Below are 25497 nucleotides of genomic sequence, written 5' to 3'. Positions count from 1 at the left end.
CCGTCGTCAACCCGTCATTCGGGACAGGGTGAGGGCGTAGTCGCCCTGGGCGTCGGTCCACAGGTGCTCCATGGCCAGGCCCACGGCGGCCAATTCGGGGCCGATGTTCTCGGGCCGGAACTTGGCGCTGATCTCCGTGCGGATCGGCTCGCCGGCGGCAAAGTCCACCGACATCCCCAGTCCCTCAATGGTCACTCGCTGGGCTCGGCGGGACCGGAGCCACATCTCGATCCATTCCTCGTCGGCGTCGAAGCGGGCTTCGTGGGCAAACTGCTCCGGATCGAAGTCGGCCTCCAGTCGGCGGTTGATCACCGACAACACGTTGCGGTTGAACGCGGCGGTGACCCCGTCGGGATCGTCGTAGGCGGCGACCAGCCGGTGGTGGTCCTTCACCAGGTCGAAGCCGAGCAGGAAGCAGTCGCCGGGCGCCATGGTGTCGGCCACGGTGGCGAGGAAGTCCTTGCGGGATTCGGTGGGAAAATTGCCGATGGTTCCCCCGAGGAGCATCAGCAACCGGCAGCCGCCCGCGGGGATGGCGCTCAAGTGGTGCTCGAAGTCGCCGACCACACCGTGGACCGCCAAGCCCGGGTAGGCGGCGGCCAACTCCACGGCGGCGGCCTGGAGGGTGGCCTCGCTGCTGTCGAAGGGAACGTAGCGGCGCAGGCGCCCGGTGGCGGTGCAGGCGTCCAGCACGATCCGTGTCTTCTCCGAGGTTCCCGAGCCCAACTCGACGATGGTGTCGGCCCCCGACAACTCGGCGATCACCGCCACCTCGCGGGCCAGAATCTCCCGCTCCCGACGGGTGGGGTAGTAGTCGGGCAGCCGGGTGATTTGGTCGAACAAATCGCTGCCCCGATCGTCGTAGAACCACTTGGGCGGCAGCTCCCGCGGCCGGGCGGCCAGCCCCTCGGCCACGTCGGCGCGAAGCTGCTGGTCCAGCCACTCAGGGTGTAGATGGACGTCGATGACCGGTTCGATCACGGTGCGTCCCGGGCCAGCCGCACCCCAGAGAAGTGCCAGCGAGTGTGGGGATGGAAGAAGTTCCGGTAGGTGGCCCGGATGTGGCCCGGCGGGGTGACGCAGGCTCCACCCCGGAGCACGAACTGGTTGACCATGAACTTGCCGTTGTACTCGCCCACCGCTCCCGGCGCCGGGCGAAAGCCGGGATAGGGGGTGTAGGGGCTGGCCGTCCACTCCCACACGTCGCCGAAGAGTTGGTACCAGCCGGGGTCGTTGGGGGCGGGGGCCGCCCCAGGGGCGTTCGGAGGGGTCGGGTGGTAGCGCCCGGTGTGGCCCAGGTTGCCCACCGGCGGTTGCCCGGCGGCAACGTGCTCCCACTCCCCTTCGATGGGCAGGCGGGCACCCGCCCAGCGGGCGAAGGCATCGGCCTCGTAGAACGACACATGGCACACGGGCTCGTCGGGATCCACTGGTCGGCGGCCGTGAAGGGTGAACACCTGCGGGCCGTCGTCGGGGTGGAGGTCCCAGTAGGCGGGGGCCCGCCAGCCTTGATCCTGTCGCGTGTACCAGCCGTCCGACAGCCACAACGTGGGGGTGTCGTAGCCGCCGTCGGCCATGAACTCCAGCCACTGGCCGCAGGTCACCAAGCGGTCGGCCAACCGGTACGGGGCCAGGATCGAGCGGTGGCGGGGCCCTTCGTTGTCGAAGACGAAGCTCTCGAAGGCACCGCCGGCCCCGGCGGCCCCGTCTACGTCGGCCCCGGCCTTGTCAGCGTCGCAACCCAACCACACCTCGCCGCCGTCCACGTCGATCCACCGGCCGGGCGAGGGTCGCGAGCCGGCCGGGCCGATGTCAGCCGGCGGCGGATCGTGGTACGCGGGCCACAGGGCGTGGTTGGTGGACAGCACGTGCTTGATGTCCATGAGCAACAACTCCTGGTGCTGTTGCTCGTGGTGGAGGCCCAACGCCACCAGTTGGACGACGGCGTCGTCGAGCGGGCCGGCCAGCAGCACCGCCATGGCCTGGTCCACGTGGGCTCGGTACTCGGCGACCTCGGCACACGACGGCCGCGACAGATTGCCCCGCTCGGGTCGGGGGTGACGTAGCCCCACCGCTTCGTAGTACGAGTTGAACAGGTAGGCGAACGCCGGGTGGAAGGGGCGGTAGCCGGCCAGATGGGGCGCGAGCAGGAAGGTCTCGAAGAACCAGGTCACGTGGGCCCGGTGCCATTTGGTGGGGCTCACGTCGGGCATCGACTGGATGCACTGGTCCTCGCTGCTCAGCGGGGCACAGAGGGCGTCGGTGGTGGACCGGACCGTCTGGTAGGCCGTCAACAGGTCGCGGCATTGGGGAGCGAGGGCGGACGTCACGGGAACTTGGGCTTCAGCTCTTGCGATAGAGAACGATATCGGCCCGCTTCGACTCCAGTTCCTTGGTGAGGCGTTCCACCTGGGCGGTCAGCCGGGCCACTTCGGCCTCCAGGGCCAGTACCCGCTCGGCGCCATCCAGGTTCATCCCCTCACTGGTGAGTTCGTGAATCCGGCGGAGCTTGTCGATGTCGGCTTCGCTGTAGCGTCGGCTTCCCCCGCCGGTGCGGGCGGGCTGGACGAGACCCCGGCGATCGTAGATGCGCAGGGTTTGGGGATGGACTCCGGCCAGCTCGGCCGCCACCGAGATGACGTACACGGCCCGATCACGGCCCCGGGGGTCGATCATCGTGGGGCCTCCATCACCAGGGGCAAGGCTCGCAGGACAGGCAAGACGACAAGGAAGATAAGGAGAGACCGTATCCCAGATGGGAGATGCGTCACGGCGTGTCCTCCATGGTCTTGTCGAAGGCTTCGAGGGCTTGGCGCTGTTCTTCGGTCAACTGGGTGGGTACCTCCAAGGAGAGTTTCACGAGCAGGTCGCCGGTTCCCTTGCCGGTCTGCACGCCCCGATCCCGAACCCGAAGGACCTGGCCGGGCTGGCTCCCGGGGGGCAGGCGAAGGGTCACCGGATCGCCCTCGAAGGTGGGCACCGAGATCTCCGAACCCAGGGCGGCCTGGGCAAACGTGACCGGCGCGGTCACGGTGAGGTTCTTGCCCTGGCGCCCGAACACCGGGTGGGCCCTCACCTTGACCGTGACGTAGAGGTCGCCGGGGGGCCCGCCGTTGACCCCGGGCTCGCCCTTGCCGGCCAACTTGATCTTCTGGCCGCTGTCCACCCCGGCCGGTATCCGCACGGCGATGGCTTGGCCCACCTGGGCGGTGTCGCCGCTCAGCACCACGTCGGTGGTCACCCCGCGTACCGCCTCGGCAAAGTCCAGGGTCAGGTGAGCTTGCAGGTCGCTGCCCCGCATGGGGGGAGTGCGCCCGGTGAACGGACGGCCGCCGCGTTCGAAGCGGCCACCGCCCATGAAGTTGGACATGAAGTCGGCCAGGTCGCCCTCCATGGTGAAGCCGCCGGGGCCCGCCTGGAAGTTCATCGGCCCCATGTGGCGCACCTGGTCGTACTGGGCCCGACGCTCGCCGTCGCCCAGCACGTCGTAGGCCGCCGAGACCTCCTTGAACCGCTCCTCCGCCCCGGCGTCCCCGGGGTTGGCATCGGGGTGCAGTTTGCGAGCCAAACGACGATAGGCCTTGGTGATGTCCTTGTCCGACGCCGACGGAGAAACGCCGAGCACCTTGTAGTAGTCGGTCTCCAGCCATTCCCGCTTGACTTCCACCACGGGCGGCCTACCCCCGGACCTTGACCATGGCGGGACGCAAGACCCGGTTGTTCCACTGGTAGCCGGCCCGCAACACCTCGGCGATCACCGCCTCTCCCTCTCCCGGCTCGTGAACCACGGCTTCGTGGCAGTTGGGGTCGAAGAGGGCGCCGGGGGTGTCCAGCCGGGCCAGTCCCTCCTTCTCCAAAGCGGCGAACAGGGCGTCACGGATGGGCGCCACGTCGTGGGCTCCTTGGCCCACGGCGGCGTCGGCGGCGTCGAGCACCGGCAGCACCTTCTCGACGATGCCGGCGGCCGCCATGGCCACCGTCTCCTGTTGGCGTTCGGCCGCCTTGCGGCGGTAGTTGGCAAACTCGGCCGTCACTCGCTGGAGATCGCTGAGGTAGCCGTCCCGTTGGGTCAAGAGCTCCTCGATGGAGGGCACCGGCTCTTCCTCGTGGTCCGCGGTTGTGGCGTCGGGGTCGCCCTGAGCGGCGTGGTCCACCGTTGCCGTGTCGGGGTCGGCGGCGTGCTGCGGCGGTTCGTGAGCCTCGGCGTGCGCCTCGGCCGAAGCCGCCGAATCAACCTCCACCTCGGGCACCCCGCTCACTGCTTGGTCCCATCGCCGTCATCTTCGACGATTTCGGCGTCCACGATGTTGTCGTCGGCGTCGTCGCCGAGGTTGCCGTCGCCCGCGGCGTCCCCGGCGGCGGCATCTCCGGCGAAGCCTCCGGCGGCATCCCCGGCGGCCTGCTCGTACATCGCCGCCCCGATCTGCTGGCTGACGACCGACAGGGCCTCGGTGGCGGAGCGAATGCGGTCCACGTCCTTTTCCTCGATGGCCGCCTTCAGGTCACCCAACAGGGCCTCCGCCTCGGAACGGCGGTCCGGATCCACCGAGTCACCGGCGTCGGCCAGCAACTTCTCCACCTGGTACACGAGGCTGTCGGCGTTGTTGAGCGCTTCGGCCTCCTCCCGTCGACGGGCATCCTCGGCGGCGTGGGCCTCGGCGTCGGCAACCATCTGATCGATGGTGCTCTTGTCCAACGAACTCTGCCCGGTGATGGTGATGGACTGCTCCTTGCCAGTGGCCCGATCCTTGGCCGAGACGTGCACGATGCCGTTGGCGTCGATGTCGAAGGTGACTTCGATCTGGGGCACGCCCCGGGGGGCGGGGGGCAGGTCCACCAACTGGAACTTGCCCAGCGTCTTGTTGTAACCGGCCATCTCCCGCTCCCCCTGGAGCACGTGGATCTCCACGGTGGGCTGGTTGTCGTCGGCGGTGGTGAACACCTCGGTGCGCCGCGTGGGGATGGTGGTATTGCGCTCGATGAGCCGGGTCATCACCCCGCCCTTGGTCTCTATGCCCAGCGACAGCGGGGTCACGTCCAACAGGAGCACGTCTTTGACCTCGCCCTTGAGCACACCGGCTTGGACGGCGGCCCCCACGGCCACCACCTCATCGGGGTTCACGCCCTGGTGGGGCTGCGTACCGGTCATCCCGGTCACCAAGTCGACCACCGCGGGCATTCGGGTGGAACCACCCACCAGGATCACGTGATCCACGTCCCCGGCGGACAGCCCGGCATCGGAAAGGGCCTGCTCGAACGGCTTGCGGCACCGGTCCAACAGGTCGCTGGTGAGGTCCTGGAACTTGGCTCGGCTGAGCTCGTAGTCCATGTGGAGCGGGCCGGCGTCGGTGGCGGTGATGAACGGCAGATTCACGTTGGTGCTCTGGGTCTGCGACAACTCGATCTTGGCCCGCTCCGCGCCCTCCTTGAGGCGTTGCATGGCCATGTTGTCCTTGCTGAGATCCACGCCGTGGTCGTTGCGGAACGAGTCCACCAACCAGCCGATCACCCGGTCGTCCCAGTCGTCGCCGCCCAGGGCGGTGTCGCCGCTGGTGGACTTCACCTCGAACACCCCGTCGCCGATCTCCAGAATGGAGACGTCGAAGGTGCCCCCACCCAGGTCGAAGACCAAGATGGTCTGGTCGGTGTCGCCCTTGTCGAGGCCATAGGCCAACGCGGCCGCCGTCGGCTCGTTGATGATCCGGAGCACCTCGAGGCCGGCGATGGTGCCCGCCTCCTTGGTGGCGGTGCGCTGGGCGTCGTCGAAGTAGGCCGGGACGGTGATGACCGCTTCGGTGACGTCGGTGCCCAGATAGGTCTCGGCATCTCGCTTGAGCTTCTGGAGCACCCGGGCAGAGATCTCCTGGCTGCTGTAGGCCTTGCCGTCGATGTCCACCGACCAGTCGGTACCCACGTGGCGCTTGACCGATCGGATGGTGCGGTCGGGGTTGGTGATGGCTTGGCGCTTGGCCACCTCTCCCACCAGCACCTCGCCCTCCTTGGAGAAGGCCACCACCGACGGGGTGGTGCGAGAGCCCTCGGCGTTGGCAATGACGGCGGGCTCACCGCCTTCGAGAACCGCGACCACACTGTTGGTGGTGCCCAAATCGATGCCGACAACCTTTCCCATGCTGCTTTGACTCCTTGTCCGGTCTGGCCCTTGGGGTTCCGCCCCAGGGCGGGATTCGCCACTCAGGATACCGTCGGTCCTGCCCATAGCAAACTCCCGTACAGCAAACTTGAGTGATATCCACGAAGGGTTGACCGGGCAGGCCGGCGACGAGAACGTTGGACGGCAGGCGGCCTGCGGTAGGTTGACCACCGTGCAACCGACAATGCTCATCCTGCTGCGTCACGGCCAGAGCCAATGGAACGCCACCAACCAGTTCACCGGTTGGTACGACTGCGACCTGACCCCGAGGGGTGAGGCTGAGGCCCGAGCGGGCGGTAGGGCACTGGCCGACGCCGGGCTGTTGCCCGACGTGGTCCACACCTCGCTGCAGACCCGGGCCATCCGCACCGCGGAGTTGGCCCTGGCCGAGATGGGACGGGCCTGGGTACCGGTGCGGCGGCACTGGCGGCTGAACGAACGCCACTACGGCGACCTCACCGGATCGGACAAGGGGGAGACCCGCCGGCGCTACGGCCAGGAGCAGCTCAACGCCTGGCGTCGGGGCTACCGCACCCCGCCCCCGCCCATTTCCGACGACAACCCGTGGAACCCCAACGGCGACCCCCGCTACCGGCTCTTGCCCCCGGAGTTGATCCCCAAGAGCGAGTGCCTGGCCGACGTGGTCCAGCGGCTCTTGCCCTATTGGTTCGATGCGGTGGTCCCCGACCTGCGAGCCGGACGGGTGGTGTTGATCGCCGCCCACGGCAACAGCCTGCGGGCGTTGGCCAAGCACCTCGACAGGATCGACGACCAGGCCATCACCGAACTCAACATCCCCACCGGCATGCCGCTGGTGTACGACATCGGGCCCGACATGATGCCCGCAGAGGCCAAGACGACGCTCGCCCGCTCACTCGACCCGACCGCCGCCGTCGAAGCGGCGGCCGCCGTGGCCGAGCAAGCGGGCTGAGCGCCTACCGGGGGCTGCAGGAGGTCAGCCCAGGGAAGTGGGCATCAGCCTTGCGAGCCCACCGTCACGTCCGGGCCGTAGCCGGGCACCCCGTGCTCGTGGAGATCGAGACCGCCGATCTCCTCCTCGCGGGACACCCGAAGCCCCATGGTCTTGGACATGACGGCGAACAGGATGCCCGTGGTCACCGTCACCCAGGCGAACACCAACACCACGCCGATGAGCTGCACCAGCAACTGGTCGCCACCGCCGCCGTAGAACAGGCCGGCGTTGTCGGTGGCCACGAAGCCGTCGGCGTAGCGGGAGAACAGCCCCACGGCCAGCGTGCCCCACACGCCGCACACCCCGTGGACCGAGATGGCGCCCACCGGATCGTCCACCCCTCGGCGGTCGAAGAACAGCACCGAGTACACCACGATGGCCCCGGCGATCCCACCGGTGACCACCGCGCCCATGGGGTTCATGGTGGCGGTGCCCGCGGTGATGCCCACCAGGCCGGCCAGCACCCCGTTGCCGGTCATGGCCACGTCCAACGAACCGCTCTTGCGCCAGATCACCGCGCCGGCAACCAGGCCGCCGGCCGCCGCGGCCAGCAGGGTGGTCAGCGCGGCGTGCATCACCACGTTGTCGGCGGCCAGCTCGGAGCCGGGGTTGAAGCCGAACCAGCCGAACCACAGGATGAACACGCCCAGCACCACAAAGGCGATGTTGTGGCCGGGCAGGGCCCGGGGGTTGCCGTCCTCGTCGTACTTGCCGATCCGGGGACCCAGGAAGATCGCCCCCATCAACGCCGCCCAGCCGCCGGTGCTGTGCACGATGGTGGATCCGGCAAAGTCCCCGAACTTGGCGTCGCCGATGGCCAGGTCGGCGATGAGCCCGTCGCCCCCCCAGAAGGAGTGGACCACCACCGGGTAGATCAGGGCGGTCATGAAGAAGCTGAACACCAGGTAGGCGGTGAACTTCGTCCGCTCGGCCATGGCCCCGGAGGCGATGGTCACCGCGGTGGCCGCGAACACCACCTGGAAGAAGAAGTCGGTCGGCCCACTGAGACCGCCGTCGATGGCGTTGGACATGCCGCTCAGGAAGAAGCCGTCGGTACCGAACAGTGATACGGCGTCGGTGCCGTAGGCGATGCCGTACCCGAAGGCAAAGAAGGCCAGCGCACCGATGCACATGTCGGCCAGGTTCTTGGCCATGATGTTGCCCACGTTCTTGGCCCGGGTCATCCCCGCCTCGACCATGCCGAATCCGGCCTGCATCAAGAAGACCAAGATGCCCGCGATGAACACCCACAGGTTGTCCATCACGGCCTGCACCGCCTCGGCACCGCCGTCTTGGGCCATGGCCGGAACCGACCCGATGAGCACCGTTCCGGCGGCAATCAGCGCTCCGACCCCAAATTTCCTCTTCATCTGCTTGCGGCCTCCCTTGCCGTGTACTTCGCCCGCGCCACTGCGGCCCGGCACAATCGGCGACACGGTAAGTGGGTCGCGTTTCACGATTGTTTCTGCGCTGTGAACTCCCGAGGATCGACCGACCACGCACCAATGCCTCGCCGGCCTGCGGACCGACGACGCAACAACGGCCCCCTGGAGCGCAGACCACCCACTCACCAACGGCTCCCTGGAGTGCGGACCGGCAGTTGTCGGCTACTAGGTTGTGGTCGCCATGGACTCGAAGCGCCTGCGTCCCTTTCACATAGTCCTCGGGCTCGGACTGGGCTTCGCCGCCTTCACCGTCGCCTCGGGCATCGCCTCGGCTATCACCGAGTTCAAGAACCCGGCGGAGATCACCCGCCACCCGTGGGAGAACATTCCCAACGGGTGGAAGGCCGCCTTCTACACCGTCATCCCCATCTTCTTGGTCTGGGCCTCCTGGGAGTTCGCCAAGCGGGTGAAGAACTGGGAGCGGGGCGGTCCCGACAACCGACGGACCACCGTGGCCAACGTGAAGACCCGCCTGGAAGACCTCCGTCGAGGTGTCTACATGCGCACCCTGTTGCGGGAGCCGGGTGCCGGGGTCATGCACACCATGATCTACGTGGGCTTCATCGTGTTGCTGGGGGTCACCACCACCCTGGAGATCGACGAGCAGCTCCCGGACGGGGCCAAGTTCCTGCACGGTCGGGTCTACCAGGTGTACTCCGCGGTAGGCGACGTCGCCGGGGCCGTGTTCCTGGTGGGGGTGGTGTGGGCCATCGTGCGCCGCTACGGCCCCCGACGGCTGCGGCCCTACCGCATTCGCATCAAGTCGCGACCGGAGCACGCGGTCATCTTGGGCACCTTCCTGGCCATCGGCATCACCGGATTCGGGGCCGAGGTGTTTCGCATCGCCCACCAAGGCGTGCCCGCATTCGAGAAGTGGTCGGTGATCGGCTACCCGTTGGCCACCCAGATGAGGGGCCTGGAGGGCCTCGACCACTGGCACCAGTTCTGGTGGGCCGGACACGTGGTGACTTTCGTGGCCTTCCTGGTGCTGTTGCCCATCACCATGCTGCGCCACATGGTCACCTCCCCGCTGAACATGTACCTGCGGGACAAGGACCGGCCCAAGGGGGCCATGAAGCCCATGCCCAACCTGATGGAGACCGACCTGGAGACCTTCGGGGCGGCCACGGTGGAGGACTTCACCTGGAAGCAGCTCCTGGACACCGACGCCTGCACGATGTGCGGCCGCTGCACGTCGGTGTGCCCGGCCCACGCCACCGGCAAGCCCCTCGACCCCCGGGAGATCGTGCTCAAGACGGGGGAGGTCATGGCGGCCACCGGTGACCCGGCCACCACCCCGCCACTGGGCACGGTGCCGGAGATCACCGTGGAGGCCAACTCGGTGTTCGAGCGGATCACCGGCGAGGAGGTTTGGGCCTGCACCTCCTGCAAGGCCTGCGACGAGATTTGCCCGGTGAACATCGAGATCCTGGACAAGATTCTCGACATGCGCCGCTACCTGTCGCTCATGGAGTCGGACTTCCCCTCGGAGCTGGGCCAGGCCTACCGATCCATGGAGAACTCGGGGAACCCCTGGGGCATGTCCCAAGGCGACCGGGGGGCCTGGGCCACCGAGTTCGAGGGCATCACCGTGCTCGACGGGGGGGACCCGCTGAGTTCGGAGTACCTCTACTGGGTGGGCTGCGCGGGCTCGTTCGACGACAAGAACCGCAAGGTCACCCGAGCGGTGGCCAAGCTGCTGCAACGGGCCGGGGTGAGCTTCTCCATCCTGGGTCCGGCGGAGAACTGCACCGGCGACCCCGCTCGACGTTCCGGCAACGAGTACATCTTCCAGATGCTGGCCATGCAGAACATCGAGACCCTCAACGAGATGGGGGTCAAGAAGATCGTCACCCAGTGCCCCCACTGCTTCAACACGCTGGCCAATGAGTACCCCCAACTCGGTGGGCACTACGAGGTGGTCCATCACACCCAGTTCCTGGAGGCGCTGATCGAGGACGGTCGCCTGGACATGACCGGCGCCCGCCTGGACGAGCGGGTGGTGTACCACGATTCGTGCTACCTGGGACGCCACAACGATGTCTACCTGGCCCCTCGCCGGGTGGTGGGGTCGTTGGGCGGCGTGGAGGTGGTGGAGGCCCAGCGCAACGGCACCAAGGGGATGTGTTGCGGGGCAGGCGGGGCTCGCATGTGGATGGAGGAGACCATCGGCAAGCAGGTCAACGTCGAGCGGTCCCAGGAGTTGCTGGCCACCGGGGCCGACCGGATCGCCACCGCCTGTCCGTTCTGCTACATCATGATCGACGACGGGATCAAGGCCGAGGGGGCCGACGACGACGTGGTGGTGGGCGACATCTCCATGCACCTGCTGGAGGCGTTGGAGAACCGGGATGCGGCTCTCGAACAGGCCCGCCAGTCCGAGCTGCTCACCATCCGCACCAAGGCGCCCGTGGCCGCAACTGCGGTGGCGGTGGCGGCGACCATCCCTGACGTGGTGGCCACCCCGGCACCCGAACCCGAAGTGCCCCAGGCCGAACCGGTGAGCGAAGCGGCTGAGCCCGCCCCGGCACCTGAAACCGAGGCGGCCGCGGCTGAACCGGAGCCCGAGGTGGCCGAGCCCGCTCGGACCCCGGACGACTTCACCCGCATCAAGGGCACCGACCCGGCCCTGGCCCGGGCGCTACCCGAGCACGGGATCGTCACCTACGAGGATCTGGCCGCCCTCGACGACGCCGCCGCCCGTGATCTGGAAGCCGCTTTGGAGATCCCCGGACGGATCAGCAAGTGGAAGTGGCCCGCCCAGGCTGCCGCCCTCATCGCCGAGCGCGACGAAACCGACTGAGAGGAAAACGGCTCAGCCGGTGTTTCGGAGGCCGGCGGCGATTCCGTTCACGGTGAGCAAGAGGGCCCGCTGGATACCGCCGACAGGGCCAGATCCAGATTCCGCTGAGCCAGGCGGGGCAGGCCGCATTTGTCGGCGATGACTTCCCCCTGTTCAGTGGTGTTGGCCAGGTGGAAGTACACCGTGAAGGCGCGTACGAAGTGGATGGCCTCCTCCATGTCGACGCCGTCGAGGAGCTCGGAAAGGGCCGCTCCCGACGCCTCATCACGACGGAGCCCCCGTGCCATGGCCCGGACCTGCTCGACCCGTTCGAACAGGTCGGGTCCGTGCTGGCGCACCAACGCATGTCCGAGCTGGGTGCCCAACCGTCGGATGTCATTTCGAAGGGCGGCGTCGGTCGCTTCCAGGTGGTCAGGAGAATCCATGGCCTCCAAAGTGTGGCCAGGATTGGCAAGGGGCATCAACCACCTTCGGGCAGGCTGTTGTCCAGGGCCCCCGCCAGCCGGACCAAGCCCTGCTACCCGAGGTCGGTGCGGTACGCGTAGCGGATGTCGGTCAGCCCGTAGAGGGTGGGCGTCACGTTGCCGAACACGTTGCGCAGGGCGCTGAGCCGCTCGCTGAGCGTGGTGTAGATCAGCGGCACCTGCTCGGCGGCGATCTCCTGGGCCCGGTGGTAGTAGCCCACTCGGGTCTCATGATCGAGTTCCCGGCTGGCCTTGACGTACAGATCGTCGATTTCCGCCTCCCACGCGGTGGCGGGCGATTCCTGGTTGGGGTACCACAGGTGCAACGGCTCGGAGCTGTGCCACAGGGTGATGCCGGCGTAGGGGTCGGGACCACCGGTGAAACCGATCATCACCGACTCCCAGTCATACGAATTGGACAGCCGGTTCACGAGATCGCCGAACTCGATGAACTCCACCGATGCATCCAGGCCGATATCGACCATCCCCTCCACCACGATATGGGCGATGCGGTCGAGCGTGACGCCCGACGAGGTGGTGATCAGGGTGAACTCGATGGGGTTGCCGTCGGTGTCCTCGCGGACCCCGTCCCCGTCGCTGTCACGCCACCCCAGGCCGTCGAGCAGTCGGTTGGCCCCGGCCAGGTCGTAGGGGTACTGCCGGACGTCGGGATTGTGGAAGTCCCCGGTGGCGGGGCTGATCGACGACCACTGGGGATACCCCAGGCCAAATTGGACATCTTGGATGATCCGCGCCCGGTCGATGGCATGGGACACCGCCCGCCGGAAGTCCACCTCCCCGAACCACGTCCGGGCGGTGGGAGAGACAAAGGGCTCGCCGGAGTCGGGGTTGACGCCGGGGTTCAGATTGAAGCCGACGAATCTGGTACCGAAGCCGGGGCCACGGCGATGGATGGTGAAGTTCCCCGCTTCCTGGAGCGGCTCGAGCAAGGTGTAGTCCTCACCGGTCAGCCCACGGGAGTCGACCTGGCCCGCCTGGAACAGGGCCAGCCCGGCCTCCGAATCCTCGACGACGACTTGGACGACCTCATCGAGGTACGGCAATCGGTTGCCCGCCTGATCGGTCAGCCAGTAGTCGGGATTGCGCTGGAACACCAGCCGGACGCCCGGGGTGTACTCGGCAATGGAAAACGGGCCGGTGCCGATGATCTCGGCTGGGTCGGTCTCGATGTCCCATACCGAGGGGAAGGTGCCATCGTCCACGTGCGGTTCCAGGATGTGCTTGGGGTAGATGGAGGTCCCCAGGGCCCGGAGAAAAGGCGCGTACGGGGTGGGCAGCACGAACTCCACCGTGTGGTCATCCAGCGCGGCGACCTCCATGGGCGAGTCCAACCATTGGCCGGTTTCGGGATCCAGGTAGTGGAACTCGAAGGTGGATCGACTCGCAGCCCGGAAGTCGTCGTTGTAGATGATGCGATTGAAGGTGAAGTCCACGTCGGCTGCGGTGAAGGGGGTGCCGTCGTGCCAACGAACGTCGTCGCGCAGGGTGAACACCCACCGGAGGAGGTCGTCGGAGACCTCCCAGGCGCTCGCCAGGCGGGGCTCGATGGTGTCGTCCAGCCACGAAGTCTGGGTCAGCCCCTCGAACACGTAACTCAGCGCATCCACCGAGCCGGCGTCGGAGGCCACCTCACGATTGAAAGTCAACGGCTCGGAGATGGTGGCAAACGTCCAGGAGCCGCCCGGGGTGCCCACCGTGTACTCGAAGTTCTCGGCATTGGCGCGCAGCGCGGCCACCGTGGCCGAGGCGTCGAGACCCGATCCGCCGTCATCGGTTGACGTGGTGCGGGGGATCTCGCCGGTGACGATGGGGTCGGTGGGATCGTCGGCACACCCGGCGACGAACAGTCCCAGGGCGATGGCCAACACCACCGGGCATCGCCGCCACCACGTCGAATTGGATTGCGTCAACACACCACAACCCTAATCCTCTCCCCCGCAAGAGCCTGGTGCCGGACGATCCTGCCATGGGAGGGCCCGACGATGGCTCCGGCGTCCCAGCCGGAGAGGTTCCCCGGATCAACCGAGAGACCGACCACTAGGCTGCGCCCATGACCGACGTGCCGCGCTCGATTGAGTTGGAAGTGGAGGTACCGGGAACGGCGCAGGAGGTGTGGCGGGCGGTGGCCACCGGGCCCGGCATCTCCTCGTGGTACGTGCCCCACACTGTGGAGGAGCGCTCCGGAGGGGCCGCCATGGCGTCGTTCGGACCGGAACCGGAGATGCAGATACCCGGGCGGGTGACGGCATGGGAGCCACCCCGGCGGGTGTGCTTCGACGGCGGCGAAGGAGTCGAAGGCCTGGCCTTCGAGTGGACGGTGACTCCCCGAGGCGACGACCGCTGCGTGGTCCGGCTGGTCAACTCCGGCTTCGGCCACGGTGGCGAGTGGGACGCCCAGTACGACGCCATGGTGGAGGGCTGGGGCTTGTTCCTGTGCAACCTCCGCCTGCACCTCGAGCATTTCGCCGGGCAGACCGCGGTCTCGGTGCTGCCCACCGCCATGACGGACCGCCCGCGTCATGGGGCCTGGGCCGCGCTCACCGCCGCGTTGGGCATCCCGTCGACGCCCACGGTGGGCGACCGCCTCGAGGCCGGTGGCTCGGGCGTCCCCCCGCTGGCCGGTACCGTGGTCGACGCCGCTCCCCAGCGAATCGCCCTCCTGCTCGATCAGCCTGCCCCCGGCACGGCCTTCCTGGTGGTGGAGTCGTTCGGCGAGCATTCCGGAGGCTCGGTTTGGCTGTATCTCTACGGATCCGGTGCCGCCGGGACCGCCGACCGGGACGGCCCTCGCTGGCAGCAGTTCCTCACCGACGTCATCGGCGGCGGGGGCTGATCCGTACGTGCCATAATGTAGTCACATCGGTATGATAATGTGACCACATGGATGTCGGGATACGTGAACTGAAGGCCAAACTCTCCGAGTACGTGGGGCGGGCCGCCGGGGGCGAGACGCTGGTCGTGACCGACCGGGGCCAACCGGTGGCTCAACTCGGTCCGCACCCCGGCCAGTCGGTGCTCCAGCGGGGAATCGAAGAGGGCTGGATTGAACCGCCAAAGTCGGTGAAGCTGGCTCCCGTTCACCGATTTGTGGCCAAGCACTCGATACTCGAGGTTCTCGACGAGGATCGAGGGTGACCCTCTATGTCGATTCCAGTGCGCTGTTGAAGCGGTACGTTGCCGAGCACGACTCGGAGACAGCCGCTCACTTGATGGCCGTCGATCCCGTGCTGGTCACGTCGAGGCTGACCGAGGTGGAGGTGCGCCGCAACCTCGCCCGGTTGCTGGACGCCGACGTCGCCCGGCAGGCCAAACAGCAATTCCTGATCGACCTCGACGCCTTTGCTCTGGTCAGCCTGGACGCGGTGACCTGCAACGAGGCAGCTCGCATTGCCGAGCAGACCCACTGCCGCTCGTTGGACTCCCTGCACCTGGCGGCCGCCCGTCGTGCCGGTCCGGCCACCACGCTGCTCACGTTCGACCAACGGCAAGCTCACGCCGCCCGGACCCTCGGCATGGCGGTTCTCGGAGCGTGATCGGGGCTGACAACATGGAGGCTGGCAACATGGAGACTAGGTGAGGAGGTTTTCGTGGAAGCGCTGAAGGAGCGTCGGATGCTGGTGGTGGGGGCATCGTCGGGGCTGGGCCGGGCCACGGCCATCGCCCTGCACCGCCAAGGGGCCCACGTGGTTTTTGCCGCCCGCCGTCGGGCGGCCCTCGAGGAAGCCACCGCCGAGGCCGGGGGCGGCCATGTGGTGGAGCTGGATGTACTCGACGTCGCCGACATCCAACGGGCCGTGGCCGAAACGGTGGATCATCTGGGCGGGCTGGACGGCATCGTCTACACCTCGGGCATGTCGCCCATGGCCCCGATGGCCGACACAACTCCGGACGAGTGGCAGTCGGTGTTCGGGGTCAACACGTTCGGGCCGAACCTGCTGATCAGCGCCGCCCTCCCCCATCTCAGTGAGGATGCGGTGGTGGCCGCCGTCTCGTCCGATTCTTCGGCCCAGCCCCGGCACTCGCTGGTCCCCTACGCCGCCTCCAAGCGGGCGCTGGAGGCCACCATGGAAGGGTGGCGCACCGAGTTGCTGGGCAACCGCCGGTTCGTCACCGTCATCCTCGGGCCGACCATGCCCACCGAGTTCGCCAATTCCTTTGACCCCGAAGCCTTCGGAGTGGCCATCCCTCATTGGCAACGCCAAGGGTTCCGCACCGGCATCATGGAGGCCGACGACGTGGCCCGAGGGCTGGTCGCCTGCTTCGCCGCCCTGTTTGCCGCTCCCGGCTTCGGCATGGAGTCGCTCCTGTTGCGGTCACCCGAGCCCGAAGCGCCCAACGAGTACAGCGATCCCGAGAGCGGGAACGAGTAGCGGCCGGTGGGCGACACCCCACAGCCCCTGGGAGGCAACCAGATGCCCCGATTCGGGGGCATCGCCACGTTCATGCGGCTTCCCGGTCGGTCGACACCGGCTGACCTCGACGTCGCCGTGGTGGGCGTGCCCATCGACATCGGCACCTCCAACCGACCGGGGGCGCGCTTTGGGCCTCGGGGCATACGAGACGAGTCGGTGCTGATCCGCCCCTACAACATGGCCACCCGGGCGGCCCCGTTCGACTGCCTGCGCATCGACGACATCGGCGACGTGGCCACCAACCCCTACAACCTGGCCGACGCGGTGACACGCATCGAGGCCTTCTTCGATGAACTGCTCCTCCACGACGTGATCACGGTGTCCATGGGGGGTGACCACACCATCGCCCTGCCGATCATGCGGGCCATGCGACGCAAGCACGGCCCGCTCGGGGTGATCCACGTGGACGCCCACACCGACGTCAACGACCACATGTTCGGCGAGGCCATCGCCCACGGCACGCCGTTCCGCCGGGCCGTGGAGGAGGGATTGCTGGATCCCCACCGAGTGGCCCAGATCGGCGTTCGGGGAACGGGCTACGCCGCGGAGGACTTCGACTGGTCCCGGGATCAGGGCTTCCGGGTGGTGCAGGCAGAGGAGTGCTGGCACCGCTCTTTGACCCCGCTGATGGCCGAGTTGCGCTCCACCATGGGGGATGGCCCGGTCTACCTCAGCTTCGACATCGACGGCCTCGACCCGTCCTTCGCCCCCGGAACCGGTACCCCCGAGATCGGTGGGCTCACCGTGCCCCAAGCCCTGGAGATCATTCGCGGCTGTCGGGGTCTGAACCTGGTGGGCTGCGACCTGGTGGAGGTGGCTCCCATCTACGACCCCACCGGAGCCACCGCCCTCACCGCCGCCAATCTGTTGTTCGAGATGCTGTGCGTGATGCCCGGAGTGGACTGACGCGCCTGGTGGTTTGTCGCCGGCTCACCGGCCCCGATGAGCCGGTGCTCGAGGGTCAGGAGGCCGGCGTCAACCGGTTCGGGGCGGGCGAGGCACGAACGCGCTGGTGCGCTCCACGTACTCCTGGTAGCCCGGCCGGTGCTTGTTCAGTCGGTGCTCCAGCAGCGGCACCCCGGACACCCGCATCAAAAGCCACGTGATCAGAACCGGGGCGACCAAGCCGATGAGCCCCACCGGCGTGGAGGCGGCCACCAACCCGATGCCCCACCAGGCGGTGGCATCGCCGAAGTAATTGGGGTGGCGGCTGTAGCGCCACAGGCCCCGGTCCATGAGTTTCCCGGCGTTGGCGGGATCGGCCTTGAATCGGGTGAGCTGCCAGTCCCCCACCGCCTCGAAGCCGAAGCCGACGAGGAACACCGCCGCCCCGACGAACCACAGGACGACCCATCCCCGATCCGACTGACTGATGCCGATGAGCAACGGAAGCGACATGACCCACATGGCCGCTCCCTGCAGGGCGAACACCCTCACCAAACTGGTGATCCAGAAGCGGTCGCCACCCCGTCGGCGCATGGCCTGGTAGCGGAAGTCCTCCTCGGCGCCGATGTTGCGCACCGCCAGGTGGACGGCCAGGCGCAGTCCCCAGATGGTGGCCATGGCCACCAGGAATGCGGCTCGAACGCCGTGTCCGTCGCTCACCAGCAGGCTGACCCAGGCCACCACCACAAACCCGAACCCCCACAGGATGTCGATGATGCCGGCGTTTCGAATGGCCACGCTGATGACCCACACCACCAGCATCATCCCGGCGATAACCACGGCTGCGACCCAAAAGACCATGGCTACAGCCTACGCCACTTGGCCGCCGGTGCTTCGACCCCTCAGGCGATGCCGGTGGACACCGAGAACACGCCGTCATCGGGAAGCGCGTGTTGGCCCACCGTCTCGCCCCGGCCTTCGATGATGGCCTCCATGACCGGCCCCCCGTCGGCGTTCTTCTCGAACGGATCCATGTTGCGCAACATGTGCTCGGCGCACTCGAGCAACCGCTCGCCGACGGCGGTGAGGGTCTCGGCGCGAATGGTCTCCTTGTAGCTGACGATGTAGTAGGTGCGCTCCACTGCGCCCGCCCGCGGCAGCCTCCCGATGAGCGAGCCCTCGCCGTCGGCCTGGTAAACCACGCTCCCGTCCTGGACTTCCGGCGTGGCCTCGATCACCAGCGTGGGCAACATGTTGTAGCCCTCCGACGTCACGGCGATCACCGGTAGCCGTGTGCCCTTGGCTTCGATTGAGCCCTCTTCTTTGAGGGAGAGCACCGGGCGGGTGGTGAGCCCGGTCCCCCAGTACTTGCCGGCCACCGACTCGGCCCACGATCTCAATTGATCGACATCGCCGTCCTTGATTTTGCCGACTTTCATACCGGCATCCCTCCCATCCCCCGACCCATCGGGGGGACGAACGCACACCCGAGACTACTCGCCCGGCTCCTGACTTGAGCGGGACGCCCGCTCCACCAGCCAGCCGAACAGGGGGTCGGTGGCCCGGGTGGTCATCATCTCGGGGTGCCACTGCACCGCCACCACCCAGTCGCCCATCTCCACCCCTTCGATGCAGCCGTCGTCGGCCCATGCGGTGGCGGTGAGGTCGTGGCCCAACTCGTCCAGCGTCTGATGGTGGAGGCTGTTCACTTCCACCGAGCAGCCGTAGAGCCCGTGCAGCGCCGAACCCTCGGCGAACCTCACCGGGTGAACCAGCGTGTCGGTGGGCCGATCGAAGTGGCTGTGCTCGGGGACGTGCTGAGCCAGGGTTCCACCCTGATGCACGTTGACCATCTGGATGCCCCGACAGATGCCGAGCACGGGAAGCTCCACGGGGATCGCGGCGGCCAGCAACCCCAGTTCGAGTTCATCCCGCTCCGGTTCGGGGACCAGCAGCTCGGGGTCGGGCTGGGCCCGATAGAGCCGGGGATCGATGTCGGTGCCGCCGGGCAACAACAAGCCGTCGAGGTGCTCGCAGGCCGCCGCCGGATCGACGTCCATGGGCAGATGCACCGGGATCCCCCCGGCCTCGATCACCCCTCGGGCGTAGTCGGCAAAGTACAGATCCAGGTCGCAGCGGCCCAGGGTCTCGGGAAAGCCGTCCACCTGGGCGGCCCGGACACGGCGACCCGGCAACCCGATCAGCGGCAATCTGCCGGGCACCGCCTGCCCCAAAATCGTTTGCTTCCGAACATTCTCGCCAAACGTTAGTCTGACCGACCGTGGGGGTTCCGATGCGCGACGTGGACGGCACCATCTCCCGACGGGAGGCCGGTGCCGGCGATGTCGTGCTGTTTCTTCACGGCCTGGGCGGATCCCGGGGGTCCTGGGACGCCCAGATCGAGGCGCTCAGCCACCGGTGGCGGTGCGTGGCCTGGGACATGCCCGGCTACGGGGCGTCGGCCCCGCGGCACCCCCTCACCTTCGAGGTCATCGCCGACGCCGTGGTCGAACTGCTCGACCACCTGGAGTGCGAGAGCGCCCACCTGTGTGGACTGTCGTTCGGGGGTCATCACGGGCTGCACACCGCGCTCCGCCACCCCAACCGGGTTCGGTCGTTGGTGCTGGCCGACACCAGCGCAGCCTTCGGCGGTGACGGGACCGATCCCGACCAGTGGCGGCAATCCCGGCTGGCCCCGCTCGACGCGGGCTTGACGCCCGCCGACCTGGCGGCCGACGTCATCGACGGGGTCACCGCGGGCGGCTTCACCGGGATCGAGCGCGATCGGGCGCTGGCTGCCTTCTCTCGCATCTCGGCCGACGCCTTGCGGGCGGCGTGCGAGCTGCTCCCCACCCACGACGTGCGCCACCGGCTGGCCGACATCGCCGCCCCGACGCTCGTCGTGGTCGGCGAACTCGACGAGGAGACCCCACCGGCCTACGCCGCCGAGTTGGCCCAGGGCATCGACAACAGCAGGCTGGAGACCATCGCCGGGGCCGGTCACCTCACACCGGCCGAAGCCCCCGGTGCCTTCAACCGGCTGGTTCACGATTTCCTGGAGTCGCTCCCGAAGGCTCCGCCATCATGAGGCAACACCGGTCGCGCCGGCCCCTTCAACCCGCTCGACCCCACCGGAGAGGAACCACGCCATGACCAACCACGACCGGATCCGGGTGCTGTGGCCCGATCACCTGGGCCTGGCCCGGGGCAAGTACTTGCCGCTCCACCTGGCCGACCGGGGCACCGGGCACTGCATCTCCACATTTGCCCTGGGCTATGACCGGAGCCTCATCCCGGCCCCCGGCGCCTATCTGCTGGAGGGACTTCCCGACGTGGTGGCCACCTTCGATCCCGATGACGTCCGCCCCTCCTGGGAGGACGACGCCACCGGCGTGGTGGTGGGGCATCTCGACTTCCGGGGACAGCCCTACCCGGTGTCGGCCCGCGGCGCCCTCCAGCGGGCCATCGCCGCATGGGCCGAACTCGGCTACGCCCCCAAGGTGGGCATCGAGTTCGAGGCCTACGTCCTCCAGCCCGACGGCCAGGGCGGGTGGGAGCGCTGGCACACCCCCCGGTCGTTCGTCTACGGCACCGGGCGCCTGGCCGACCCGACCGGGCTGATCGACGACATCACCCGCACCGCGTGGGGCTGCGGCTTGCCCTTGGAGAGCATCAACGCCGAGTACGACGAATCACAGTTCGAGCTGACGCTGGAATACGACGAGGCGCTCAAAGCGGCCGACGAGGCCTTCTTGTTCCGCGTGCTGGCCCGGGAGGTGGCGCTCGGCCACGGATTGGATATCACCTTCCTGGGCAAGCCGTTCGCCGGGGTGGCGGGCAGCGGGGTCCACGTGAACTTCTCCCTGGTCGACGCCGAGGGGGGCAACGCCTTCCATGACGAATCCGCCGCCGACGGCCTGTCGGCGCTGACCAAGGGGTGCTTGGCCGGCGTGGTCGCCCATCACCAGGGCCTCACCGCCTTGTGCGCCCCCACGGTGAACGCCTACCGGCGCCTCCAACCCGGCGAACTCAACGGCTACTGGGCCAACTGGGGCCACGACCACCGCTGTGCCGCCAACCGGGTGCCCGAAGCCCGGGGGTCGGCCACCCGTATCGAGAACCGGCTGAGCGACGGGGCGGTCAACATCCACCTCGGGGTGGCTGCTCTCCTGCAGGCCGCCCGGCTCGGGGTGGTGGACGGCCTGGCCTGCCCCGAGCCGCTCACCGCCGACGGTTTCGAGGAGGTCAACACCGAGGTGGCCTCGGCCCCGAGCCTGGCGGTGGCCCTGGAGCATCTGCAGGCCGACGCCGCCTTGGTGGCCGCAGTGGGCGACGACCTGTGCCAGAACTTCATCGCCAACAAGCAGGCCGAATGGGAGCGCTACCTGGCCGCGGTGGGCGAGGACACCCCCGGCGGCGAGGTGACCCAGTGGGAACTCGAGGAGTACCTCATGTATCACTGAGGAGCGTCGCCGGGCGATCTCCGGTTTCGGGCGAGCGCTCACCGGCCACCACCTCATCCAGGTACCAGTCCACGAAGGCGTGGCAGCGGGTGATGTTGTCGGCCTCGTGGCGACGGGTCTGCTCCATGAGGTGATCGAAGTCCACCCCGCACTCCTCCAGATAGTCCGGGGGGGCGAGCCGGAGGAACGACTCCACATGGGCCACGTCGACTTCGGGGTGGAACTGGGTGCCCACCGTGCGGCCGATCCTGATGAGCTGCACGGAGCTCTCGTTGCGGGCCAACACCTCGGCGCCGGGGGGCGGGGTGAACCGGTCGTGGTGCCACTGCATCCACGGTCCCGGTCCGGCGGGGTTGGGGCCGTCCTCACCGTCGGCGATCTCGAACCAACCGATCTCGGTCACCGGGGACACCTCCACGGTGCCGCCCAGCGCCTCGGCAATGAGTTGGCCGCCGAAGCAGATCCCCAGGATGGGGGTGCCCGCCTCATGAGCGGCGGCAATGATGTCCAACTCCTCGTGAACCCAGGAGTCGATTTCGTCCTTGGCGGTGAGGGAACGCACCGACCCCATGGGCAACAGGAGGTCGTAGTCGTGGATGGCCGGGAAGGGCTCGGCGTCGTTGGGGCGGTCGTAGTCGGGGGTCACCACGTGGACGTCCACCTCATAGCCCCGTTGCCGCAATCGGGTGGCCACCTGGCCAGGGAGGCCGTCCAACTCATGGGCGATGGCCAGGGCGCGCTTCACCGTCAGGACCCCAGGCCGGTACGACCGGCGTCGTCGACAAGAGGCCGGACACCCATCAGAGGCTGAACCATAGATGGGCCTGGCCGGTTCCGGCGACCGATTCGTACTCGCCGAACTGCTCGCCGGGGGCGGTACACGCGGCTCCGCCCAAGGCCCCCACCATGGCCAGGTAGTGCCCGAAGTACCCCTCGGGGGCATGGGTGGAGAACTCGGGGAGGTAGGCCAGCACCCCGGCGTGGTCACCCCGCCGCAGGCAGTCGAGTACGTGCTCGTCGGCCTCTCGTGCCTGCGGGGTGCGCAGGTGCCGGACCGGATCGGCCGCTTCGTGGTCCCGGAACTGACGCAGCGGCCAGAATCGGTGGCTCAGCCCGCCGCTGGCCAGCACCACCACCCGACGGTCCACCTCGGCCACCGCCCGGGCCAGCAGCGCGCCGAACAGCAGAAAGTCCTCCGGTTCGGCGGTCTGGCATATGCCCGCCGACACCCAGGCCTCGTCGCCTTGCAGGAAGGGCAGCAGGTTGACGGTGGGATAGTGAATGGGCAGGCAGGGGTCGTCGATGGGGGTGATCCAGGTGTCGTCGCGCCCCGCCGCCTGCGCAGCCCAGCGATCGGCCAGTTCCCGGTCGCCGGGGACGTCATAGGGCATCTGCGACATGCCCCGGGGCAGCTCCTCGGAGGTGTAGTGCCCGTGTCGGCGGTCGTGGGACGTGACGATGTGCTCCACGGTGGTGAACCAGTGGGTGTCGAACACCACCACCGTGTCGGGGTTCAGGGGCCGCAAACGGCGGGCGGCCAAGTCGTGCAGCCCGGCGTACAGGGTGGTGTCCCGGCCGTCGTTCAGCTCCCGGCGGACGGCCTCGGGCATGACCAGAGGGGGGACGTGGGACACCAGGGCGGCGCCGACGATGGCGCCCATCACGCCACCCGCACGGGGAGCTGCTTGATCCCCGAGATGAAATTGGACCGCAACCGGCTGATGGGACCGGCCGATTCCACCCGTTCGACCCGCTTGATGAGTTCCTCGAACACCAGCCGGATCTCCATGCGGGCCAGCCACGCGCCGAGGCACAGATGCGGACCGTTGCGGCCGAACGCCATGTGGTCGTTGCTCGCCCGGGCCAGGTCGAAGCGGAAGGGCTGCTCGAAGGCCTCAGGGTCGTGGTCGGCGGCCACGTACCAGATGACCACCTTGTCGCCCGCTCGAATCCTGGACCCGCGCATTTCGAGATCCTTGGTGGCGGTGCGGCGAAAGTGCATGGTGACCGAGCCGGTCCTCAGGATCTCCTCGACCGCGGTGGAGGTGAGCGAGGGATCGGCCCGCCACGCCTGCCAGAGCTGCGGGTGGTTCAGCAGCACCCACATGCCGTGGGTCATGGTGTAGCGGGTGGTGTCGTTGCCCGCGGCCACCAGCAGCGTGAAGAAGTTGTTGAACTCCAGGTCGGACAGAGGATCGCCGTCGATGGTGGGGGCCAGCAACTTGGTGATGATGTCGTCGCGGGGGCAGCGTCGCCGGTCGGCGGCCTGATGCTGGGCGTACTGGAAGATCTCGAGGGCCGCGGGGCTGCGAAACGGCACCATCCGGAACTGCTCGGTGTCGGTGAGGTCCACCGGAAAGTCGGTGAAGTCGGGATCGGTGTTGCCCAACAGGGCGTCGCCCCAGGCCACCAGCCTGCGGCCGTCCTCGTCGTCGGTGCCGAGCAGGCGGCCCAGCATCCTCATGGGCAATTCCTCGGCGATCTCGTGGACGAAGTCGAACTCGTCGGCCACCAGAGCGGCGTCGAGCACCTCTCCCACCAGTTCCCGGATGGAGGCCTCGAAGGTCTCCACCGTCCGTCGGGTGAAGCCCTTGTTCACCAGTCGCCGAAGACGGGTGTGCTCGGGCGGGTCCATCTCCATCATGGTCCGCCGGGCCTCGGTCTGTTCGGCGTCCATTTCCTCCAGCCGAATCCCCCGCGACGACGTGAACGTCTCCACGTCGCGGCTCACCGCCAGGGCGTCGTCGTAGCGCAGGATCGACCAGAAGCCGGCGCCGTCGGCCTCCTCGGTCCAATGCACCGGATCCTCGGCCCGCAACCGGGCGAAGGTGGCGTGGGGCACCCCCTGCACGTAAGTGTCGTGGTTGGTGATGTCGGCATCCTCGGGGCCGAGATCGGCCGGGTAGTGGTCGACAAAGGTCGATGGCGTCGTCGATGGCGTCCTCGATGGCGTCATGGCCCGGTCTGCATCGGGTTGGCGGCGGCCCACAGCGTGGTGCCCCCCGCCATGGAGTTGCCCACCTGCCGGTAGTACCCCCCGATGATCTCGAAGGGTTCCAGACGGGTCAGTTCCTCGGTGGGGCACTCGTGCAACGTCAACTCGGCGTCGCCGCCGTAGGTGGGGCCGAGATCGGCGTCGTAGCCCCGCATGGTCACCAACTCGTCCAGGGAATCGCGGCCGTCCATTTCGATGGCCGGCATCTGGCGACTGTGGATCATGGGGTGGCTGTTGACGAAACCGGGAGCGCCGGCAGTGCCCGTGATGGTGAATCGGACGTCGGCGATCCGTCGTCCCCAGGTGCTCAAGGTGGCCCCGAATCGCCCTCCCGGTTCAAGTCGGGGCCCGGCCTTGCCGTGCGTGACCGGTCGGGTCATCCAGATCTCGCTCATCTTCTTGGGATAGCCCTGGATGTGGCCTCGGGCCATGGCGAAGTCCTTGTCCACCCAGATGTAGGCCGCCCGGCTGTAGGTCTGGCCCCGAAAGGAGCAGCGCACCACCAGGAACACCTCCTTGTACTGGGCCCGGGCGGGATCGAGAATCTCCTCGAAGCTGTCACTGCAGCTCTGCCAGTCGGCCCAGATGAGCGCCACCGCTCCGGGGTCATCCGCCGCCGGCTCCAGTGGATCAGGCAGAAGTTCGGCCACGTTGGCCGGGTCGGTGCGAAATTCCACGGTCATCATGTCGCCCGAGTAATGCCATGGTGGCCCGGGCAGGATGCCGGCCGCCCCCGTGGGGGTGCGGGGATACAGAAAACCCTTCAGCTCGGCCACCCGCCCAGCCTATTCGTTTGGTACCTAACGATTCAACCGACCGTCGGCCCTCCGGGCAGGGCTCGTTGGGCAGGCGGCGCGGAACAGGCAATAGAGTCGGGGGAGCACA

The 25497-nt window shown here is 68.0% G+C and carries 24 protein-coding genes and 2 pseudogenes; 9 read left to right on the top strand and 17 right to left on the bottom strand.

All coding sequences use genetic code 11. The annotated features are described in order from the left end of the window. Positions 1 to 6: 6 nt before the first annotated feature. From egtD to dnaK, 6 genes are all read right to left on the bottom strand, one after another. Positions 7 to 978, bottom strand: a complete 972-nt coding sequence (egtD, locus tag ACOQPQ_RS13795) for an L-histidine N(alpha)-methyltransferase (RefSeq protein WP_420640422.1) — start codon at positions 976 to 978, stop codon at positions 7 to 9. Then, a complete protein-coding gene (gene egtB, locus ACOQPQ_RS13790) occupies positions 978 to 2330 on the bottom strand; it encodes an ergothioneine biosynthesis protein EgtB (RefSeq protein ID WP_420639987.1) in 1353 nt (450 codons plus the stop codon). Before egtB ends, egtD begins: the two co-directional genes overlap by 1 nt. Before the next feature lie 13 nt (positions 2331 to 2343). Next, positions 2344 to 2676 (bottom strand): heat shock protein transcriptional repressor HspR, encoded by a 333-nt coding sequence (locus ACOQPQ_RS13785; RefSeq protein WP_420639986.1) that lies wholly within the window; start codon positions 2674 to 2676, stop codon positions 2344 to 2346. A gap of 91 nt (positions 2677 to 2767) precedes the next feature. Further along, complete coding sequence (locus tag ACOQPQ_RS13780; protein WP_420639985.1) at positions 2768 to 3667, bottom strand: DnaJ C-terminal domain-containing protein; 900 nt, start codon at positions 3665 to 3667, stop codon at positions 2768 to 2770. 10 nt (positions 3668 to 3677) lie between these two features. Then, positions 3678 to 4259 carry a nucleotide exchange factor GrpE gene (locus ACOQPQ_RS13775; protein ID WP_420639984.1) on the bottom strand — a complete coding sequence of 194 codons (582 nt, stop codon included), beginning with the start codon at positions 4257 to 4259 and terminating at the stop codon, positions 3678 to 3680. Then, positions 4256 to 6130, bottom strand: a complete 1875-nt coding sequence (gene dnaK / locus ACOQPQ_RS13770) for a molecular chaperone DnaK (protein WP_420639983.1) — start codon at positions 6128 to 6130, stop codon at positions 4256 to 4258. Before dnaK ends, ACOQPQ_RS13775 begins: the two co-directional genes overlap by 4 nt. A gap of 205 nt (positions 6131 to 6335) precedes the next feature. Here dnaK and ACOQPQ_RS13765 point away from each other — a divergent pair, with 205 nt between their 5' ends. Beyond that, positions 6336 to 7082 carry a 2,3-bisphosphoglycerate-dependent phosphoglycerate mutase gene (locus tag ACOQPQ_RS13765; protein WP_420640421.1) on the top strand — a complete coding sequence of 249 codons (747 nt, stop codon included), beginning with the start codon at positions 6336 to 6338 and terminating at the stop codon, positions 7080 to 7082. Positions 7083 to 7126: 44 nt separating this feature from the next. Here ACOQPQ_RS13765 and ACOQPQ_RS13760 read toward each other — a convergent pair whose 3' ends face one another. Beyond that, complete coding sequence (locus ACOQPQ_RS13760; protein ID WP_420639982.1) at positions 7127 to 8494, bottom strand: ammonium transporter; 1368 nt, start codon at positions 8492 to 8494, stop codon at positions 7127 to 7129. 256 nt (positions 8495 to 8750) lie between these two features. Between ACOQPQ_RS13760 and ACOQPQ_RS13755 the strand changes: the two genes are divergently transcribed. Further along, positions 8751 to 11372, top strand: coding sequence for a heterodisulfide reductase-related iron-sulfur binding cluster (locus tag ACOQPQ_RS13755; protein ID WP_420639981.1), 2622 nt, complete (start codon positions 8751 to 8753; stop codon positions 11370 to 11372). Positions 11373 to 11384: 12 nt separating this feature from the next. Here the strand turns inward: ACOQPQ_RS13755 and ACOQPQ_RS13750 are convergent. From ACOQPQ_RS13750 to ACOQPQ_RS13740, 3 genes and pseudogenes are all read right to left on the bottom strand, one after another. Further along, positions 11385 to 11480, bottom strand: a pseudogene (locus ACOQPQ_RS13750) (phosphoenolpyruvate carboxylase); the annotation flags it as partial. A gap of 101 nt (positions 11481 to 11581) precedes the next feature. Further along, positions 11582 to 11797 (bottom strand): annotated as a pseudogene (locus ACOQPQ_RS13745) (phosphoenolpyruvate carboxylase); the annotation flags it as partial. Between the two features lie 92 nt (positions 11798 to 11889). Then, positions 11890 to 13767, bottom strand: a complete 1878-nt coding sequence (locus ACOQPQ_RS13740) for an ABC transporter substrate-binding protein (protein ID WP_420639980.1) — start codon at positions 13765 to 13767, stop codon at positions 11890 to 11892. Between the two features lie 140 nt (positions 13768 to 13907). Here ACOQPQ_RS13740 and ACOQPQ_RS13735 point away from each other — a divergent pair, with 140 nt between their 5' ends. Genes ACOQPQ_RS13735 through speB form a run of 5 tightly spaced genes read left to right on the top strand, consistent with a single transcriptional unit; the run spans position 13908 to position 17175 of the window. Continuing rightward, positions 13908 to 14690 (top strand): SRPBCC family protein, encoded by a 783-nt coding sequence (locus ACOQPQ_RS13735; RefSeq protein WP_420639979.1) that lies wholly within the window; start codon positions 13908 to 13910, stop codon positions 14688 to 14690. Between the two features lie 47 nt (positions 14691 to 14737). Further along, on the top strand, positions 14738 to 14992 hold the full coding sequence (locus ACOQPQ_RS13730) for a type II toxin-antitoxin system Phd/YefM family antitoxin (protein WP_420639978.1): 255 nt from the start codon (positions 14738 to 14740) through the stop codon (positions 14990 to 14992). Next, entirely contained in the window at positions 14989 to 15390 is a 402-nt protein-coding gene (locus tag ACOQPQ_RS13725; protein ID WP_420639977.1) for a type II toxin-antitoxin system VapC family toxin, read from the top strand. Before ACOQPQ_RS13730 ends, ACOQPQ_RS13725 begins: the two co-directional genes overlap by 4 nt. 54 nt (positions 15391 to 15444) lie before the next feature. Continuing rightward, positions 15445 to 16227, top strand: a complete 783-nt coding sequence (locus tag ACOQPQ_RS13720; protein ID WP_420639976.1) for an SDR family oxidoreductase — start codon at positions 15445 to 15447, stop codon at positions 16225 to 16227. Between the two features lie 42 nt (positions 16228 to 16269). Further along, positions 16270 to 17175 carry an agmatinase gene (gene speB / locus ACOQPQ_RS13715; RefSeq protein WP_420640420.1) on the top strand — a complete coding sequence of 302 codons (906 nt, stop codon included), beginning with the start codon at positions 16270 to 16272 and terminating at the stop codon, positions 17173 to 17175. 69 nt (positions 17176 to 17244) lie between these two features. Here speB and ACOQPQ_RS13710 read toward each other — a convergent pair whose 3' ends face one another. The 3 genes from ACOQPQ_RS13710 to ACOQPQ_RS13700 are packed head-to-tail and all read right to left on the bottom strand — an operon-like array spanning position 17245 to position 19376. Continuing rightward, positions 17245 to 18015: a DUF1295 domain-containing protein gene (locus tag ACOQPQ_RS13710; protein WP_420639975.1), complete on the bottom strand. Its 771-nt coding sequence runs from the start codon at positions 18013 to 18015 to the stop codon at positions 17245 to 17247. Positions 18016 to 18056: 41 nt separating this feature from the next. Further along, positions 18057 to 18593: a hypothetical protein gene (locus tag ACOQPQ_RS13705; protein WP_420639974.1), complete on the bottom strand. Its 537-nt coding sequence runs from the start codon at positions 18591 to 18593 to the stop codon at positions 18057 to 18059. A 54-nt stretch (positions 18594 to 18647) separates the two neighbouring features. Continuing rightward, positions 18648 to 19376: a gamma-glutamyl-gamma-aminobutyrate hydrolase family protein gene (locus tag ACOQPQ_RS13700; RefSeq protein WP_420639973.1), complete on the bottom strand. Its 729-nt coding sequence runs from the start codon at positions 19374 to 19376 to the stop codon at positions 18648 to 18650. Between the two features lie 59 nt (positions 19377 to 19435). On the opposite strand from ACOQPQ_RS13700, the gene ACOQPQ_RS13695 reads away from it, so the two are divergent. Both ACOQPQ_RS13695 and ACOQPQ_RS13690 read left to right on the top strand, forming a co-directional pair. Further along, positions 19436 to 20242, top strand: a complete 807-nt coding sequence (locus ACOQPQ_RS13695) for an alpha/beta fold hydrolase (RefSeq protein WP_420639972.1) — start codon at positions 19436 to 19438, stop codon at positions 20240 to 20242. A 61-nt stretch (positions 20243 to 20303) separates the two neighbouring features. Continuing rightward, positions 20304 to 21617 carry a glutamine synthetase family protein gene (locus ACOQPQ_RS13690; protein ID WP_420639971.1) on the top strand — a complete coding sequence of 438 codons (1314 nt, stop codon included), beginning with the start codon at positions 20304 to 20306 and terminating at the stop codon, positions 21615 to 21617. On the opposite strand, the gene ACOQPQ_RS13685 is transcribed toward ACOQPQ_RS13690, so the two are convergent. From ACOQPQ_RS13685 to ACOQPQ_RS13670, 4 genes are read right to left on the bottom strand one after another with little or no spacing between them, the layout of a single operon-like run. After that, positions 21604 to 22362, bottom strand: a complete 759-nt coding sequence (locus tag ACOQPQ_RS13685) for a type 1 glutamine amidotransferase (protein ID WP_420639970.1) — start codon at positions 22360 to 22362, stop codon at positions 21604 to 21606. The two genes, ACOQPQ_RS13690 and ACOQPQ_RS13685, sit on opposite strands and share 14 nt — an antisense overlap. Positions 22363 to 22417: 55 nt before the next feature. After that, a complete protein-coding gene (locus tag ACOQPQ_RS13680) occupies positions 22418 to 23278 on the bottom strand; it encodes a catechol 1,2-dioxygenase (protein ID WP_420639969.1) in 861 nt (286 codons plus the stop codon). Next, positions 23278 to 24573 carry a cytochrome P450 gene (locus ACOQPQ_RS13675; RefSeq protein WP_420639968.1) on the bottom strand — a complete coding sequence of 432 codons (1296 nt, stop codon included), beginning with the start codon at positions 24571 to 24573 and terminating at the stop codon, positions 23278 to 23280. Before ACOQPQ_RS13675 ends, ACOQPQ_RS13680 begins: the two co-directional genes overlap by 1 nt. After that, a complete protein-coding gene (locus ACOQPQ_RS13670) occupies positions 24570 to 25388 on the bottom strand; it encodes an acetoacetate decarboxylase family protein (RefSeq protein ID WP_420639967.1) in 819 nt (272 codons plus the stop codon). Before ACOQPQ_RS13670 ends, ACOQPQ_RS13675 begins: the two co-directional genes overlap by 4 nt. Between the last annotated feature and the right edge of the window lie 109 nt (positions 25389 to 25497).

This window comes from Candidatus Poriferisocius sp. (assembly GCF_965219775.1).
Classification (GTDB): Bacteria; Actinomycetota; Acidimicrobiia; order Acidimicrobiales; family Bin134; genus Poriferisocius.
Note: the sequence above shows the minus strand (reverse complement) of the source record. Positions and strands in the feature narration are given on the sequence as shown.

Excerpts from the sequence above, each read along its gene's own strand:
- ACOQPQ_RS13785 (WP_420639986.1), bottom strand. The coding sequence starts at position 2,676 with ATGATCGACCCCCGGGGCCGTGATCGGGCCGTGTACGTCATCTCGGTG.
- dnaK (WP_420639983.1), bottom strand. The coding sequence starts at position 6,130 with ATGGGAAAGGTTGTCGGCATCGATTTGGGCACCACCAACAGTGTGGTC.
- ACOQPQ_RS13765 (WP_420640421.1), top strand. The coding sequence starts at position 6,336 with ATGCTCATCCTGCTGCGTCACGGCCAGAGCCAATGGAACGCCACCAAC.
- ACOQPQ_RS13760 (WP_420639982.1), bottom strand. The coding sequence starts at position 8,494 with ATGAAGAGGAAATTTGGGGTCGGAGCGCTGATTGCCGCCGGAACGGTG.
- ACOQPQ_RS13755 (WP_420639981.1), top strand. The coding sequence starts at position 8,751 with ATGGACTCGAAGCGCCTGCGTCCCTTTCACATAGTCCTCGGGCTCGGA.
- ACOQPQ_RS13735 (WP_420639979.1), top strand. The coding sequence starts at position 13,908 with ATGACCGACGTGCCGCGCTCGATTGAGTTGGAAGTGGAGGTACCGGGA.
- ACOQPQ_RS13730 (WP_420639978.1), top strand. The coding sequence starts at position 14,738 with ATGGATGTCGGGATACGTGAACTGAAGGCCAAACTCTCCGAGTACGTG.
- speB (WP_420640420.1), top strand. The coding sequence starts at position 16,270 with ATGCCCCGATTCGGGGGCATCGCCACGTTCATGCGGCTTCCCGGTCGG.
- ACOQPQ_RS13710 (WP_420639975.1), bottom strand. The coding sequence starts at position 18,015 with ATGGTCTTTTGGGTCGCAGCCGTGGTTATCGCCGGGATGATGCTGGTG.
- ACOQPQ_RS13705 (WP_420639974.1), bottom strand. The coding sequence starts at position 18,593 with ATGAAAGTCGGCAAAATCAAGGACGGCGATGTCGATCAATTGAGATCG.
- ACOQPQ_RS13690 (WP_420639971.1), top strand. The coding sequence starts at position 20,304 with ATGACCAACCACGACCGGATCCGGGTGCTGTGGCCCGATCACCTGGGC.
- ACOQPQ_RS13680 (WP_420639969.1), bottom strand. The coding sequence starts at position 23,278 with ATGGGCGCCATCGTCGGCGCCGCCCTGGTGTCCCACGTCCCCCCTCTG.
- ACOQPQ_RS13675 (WP_420639968.1), bottom strand. The coding sequence starts at position 24,573 with ATGACGCCATCGAGGACGCCATCGACGACGCCATCGACCTTTGTCGAC.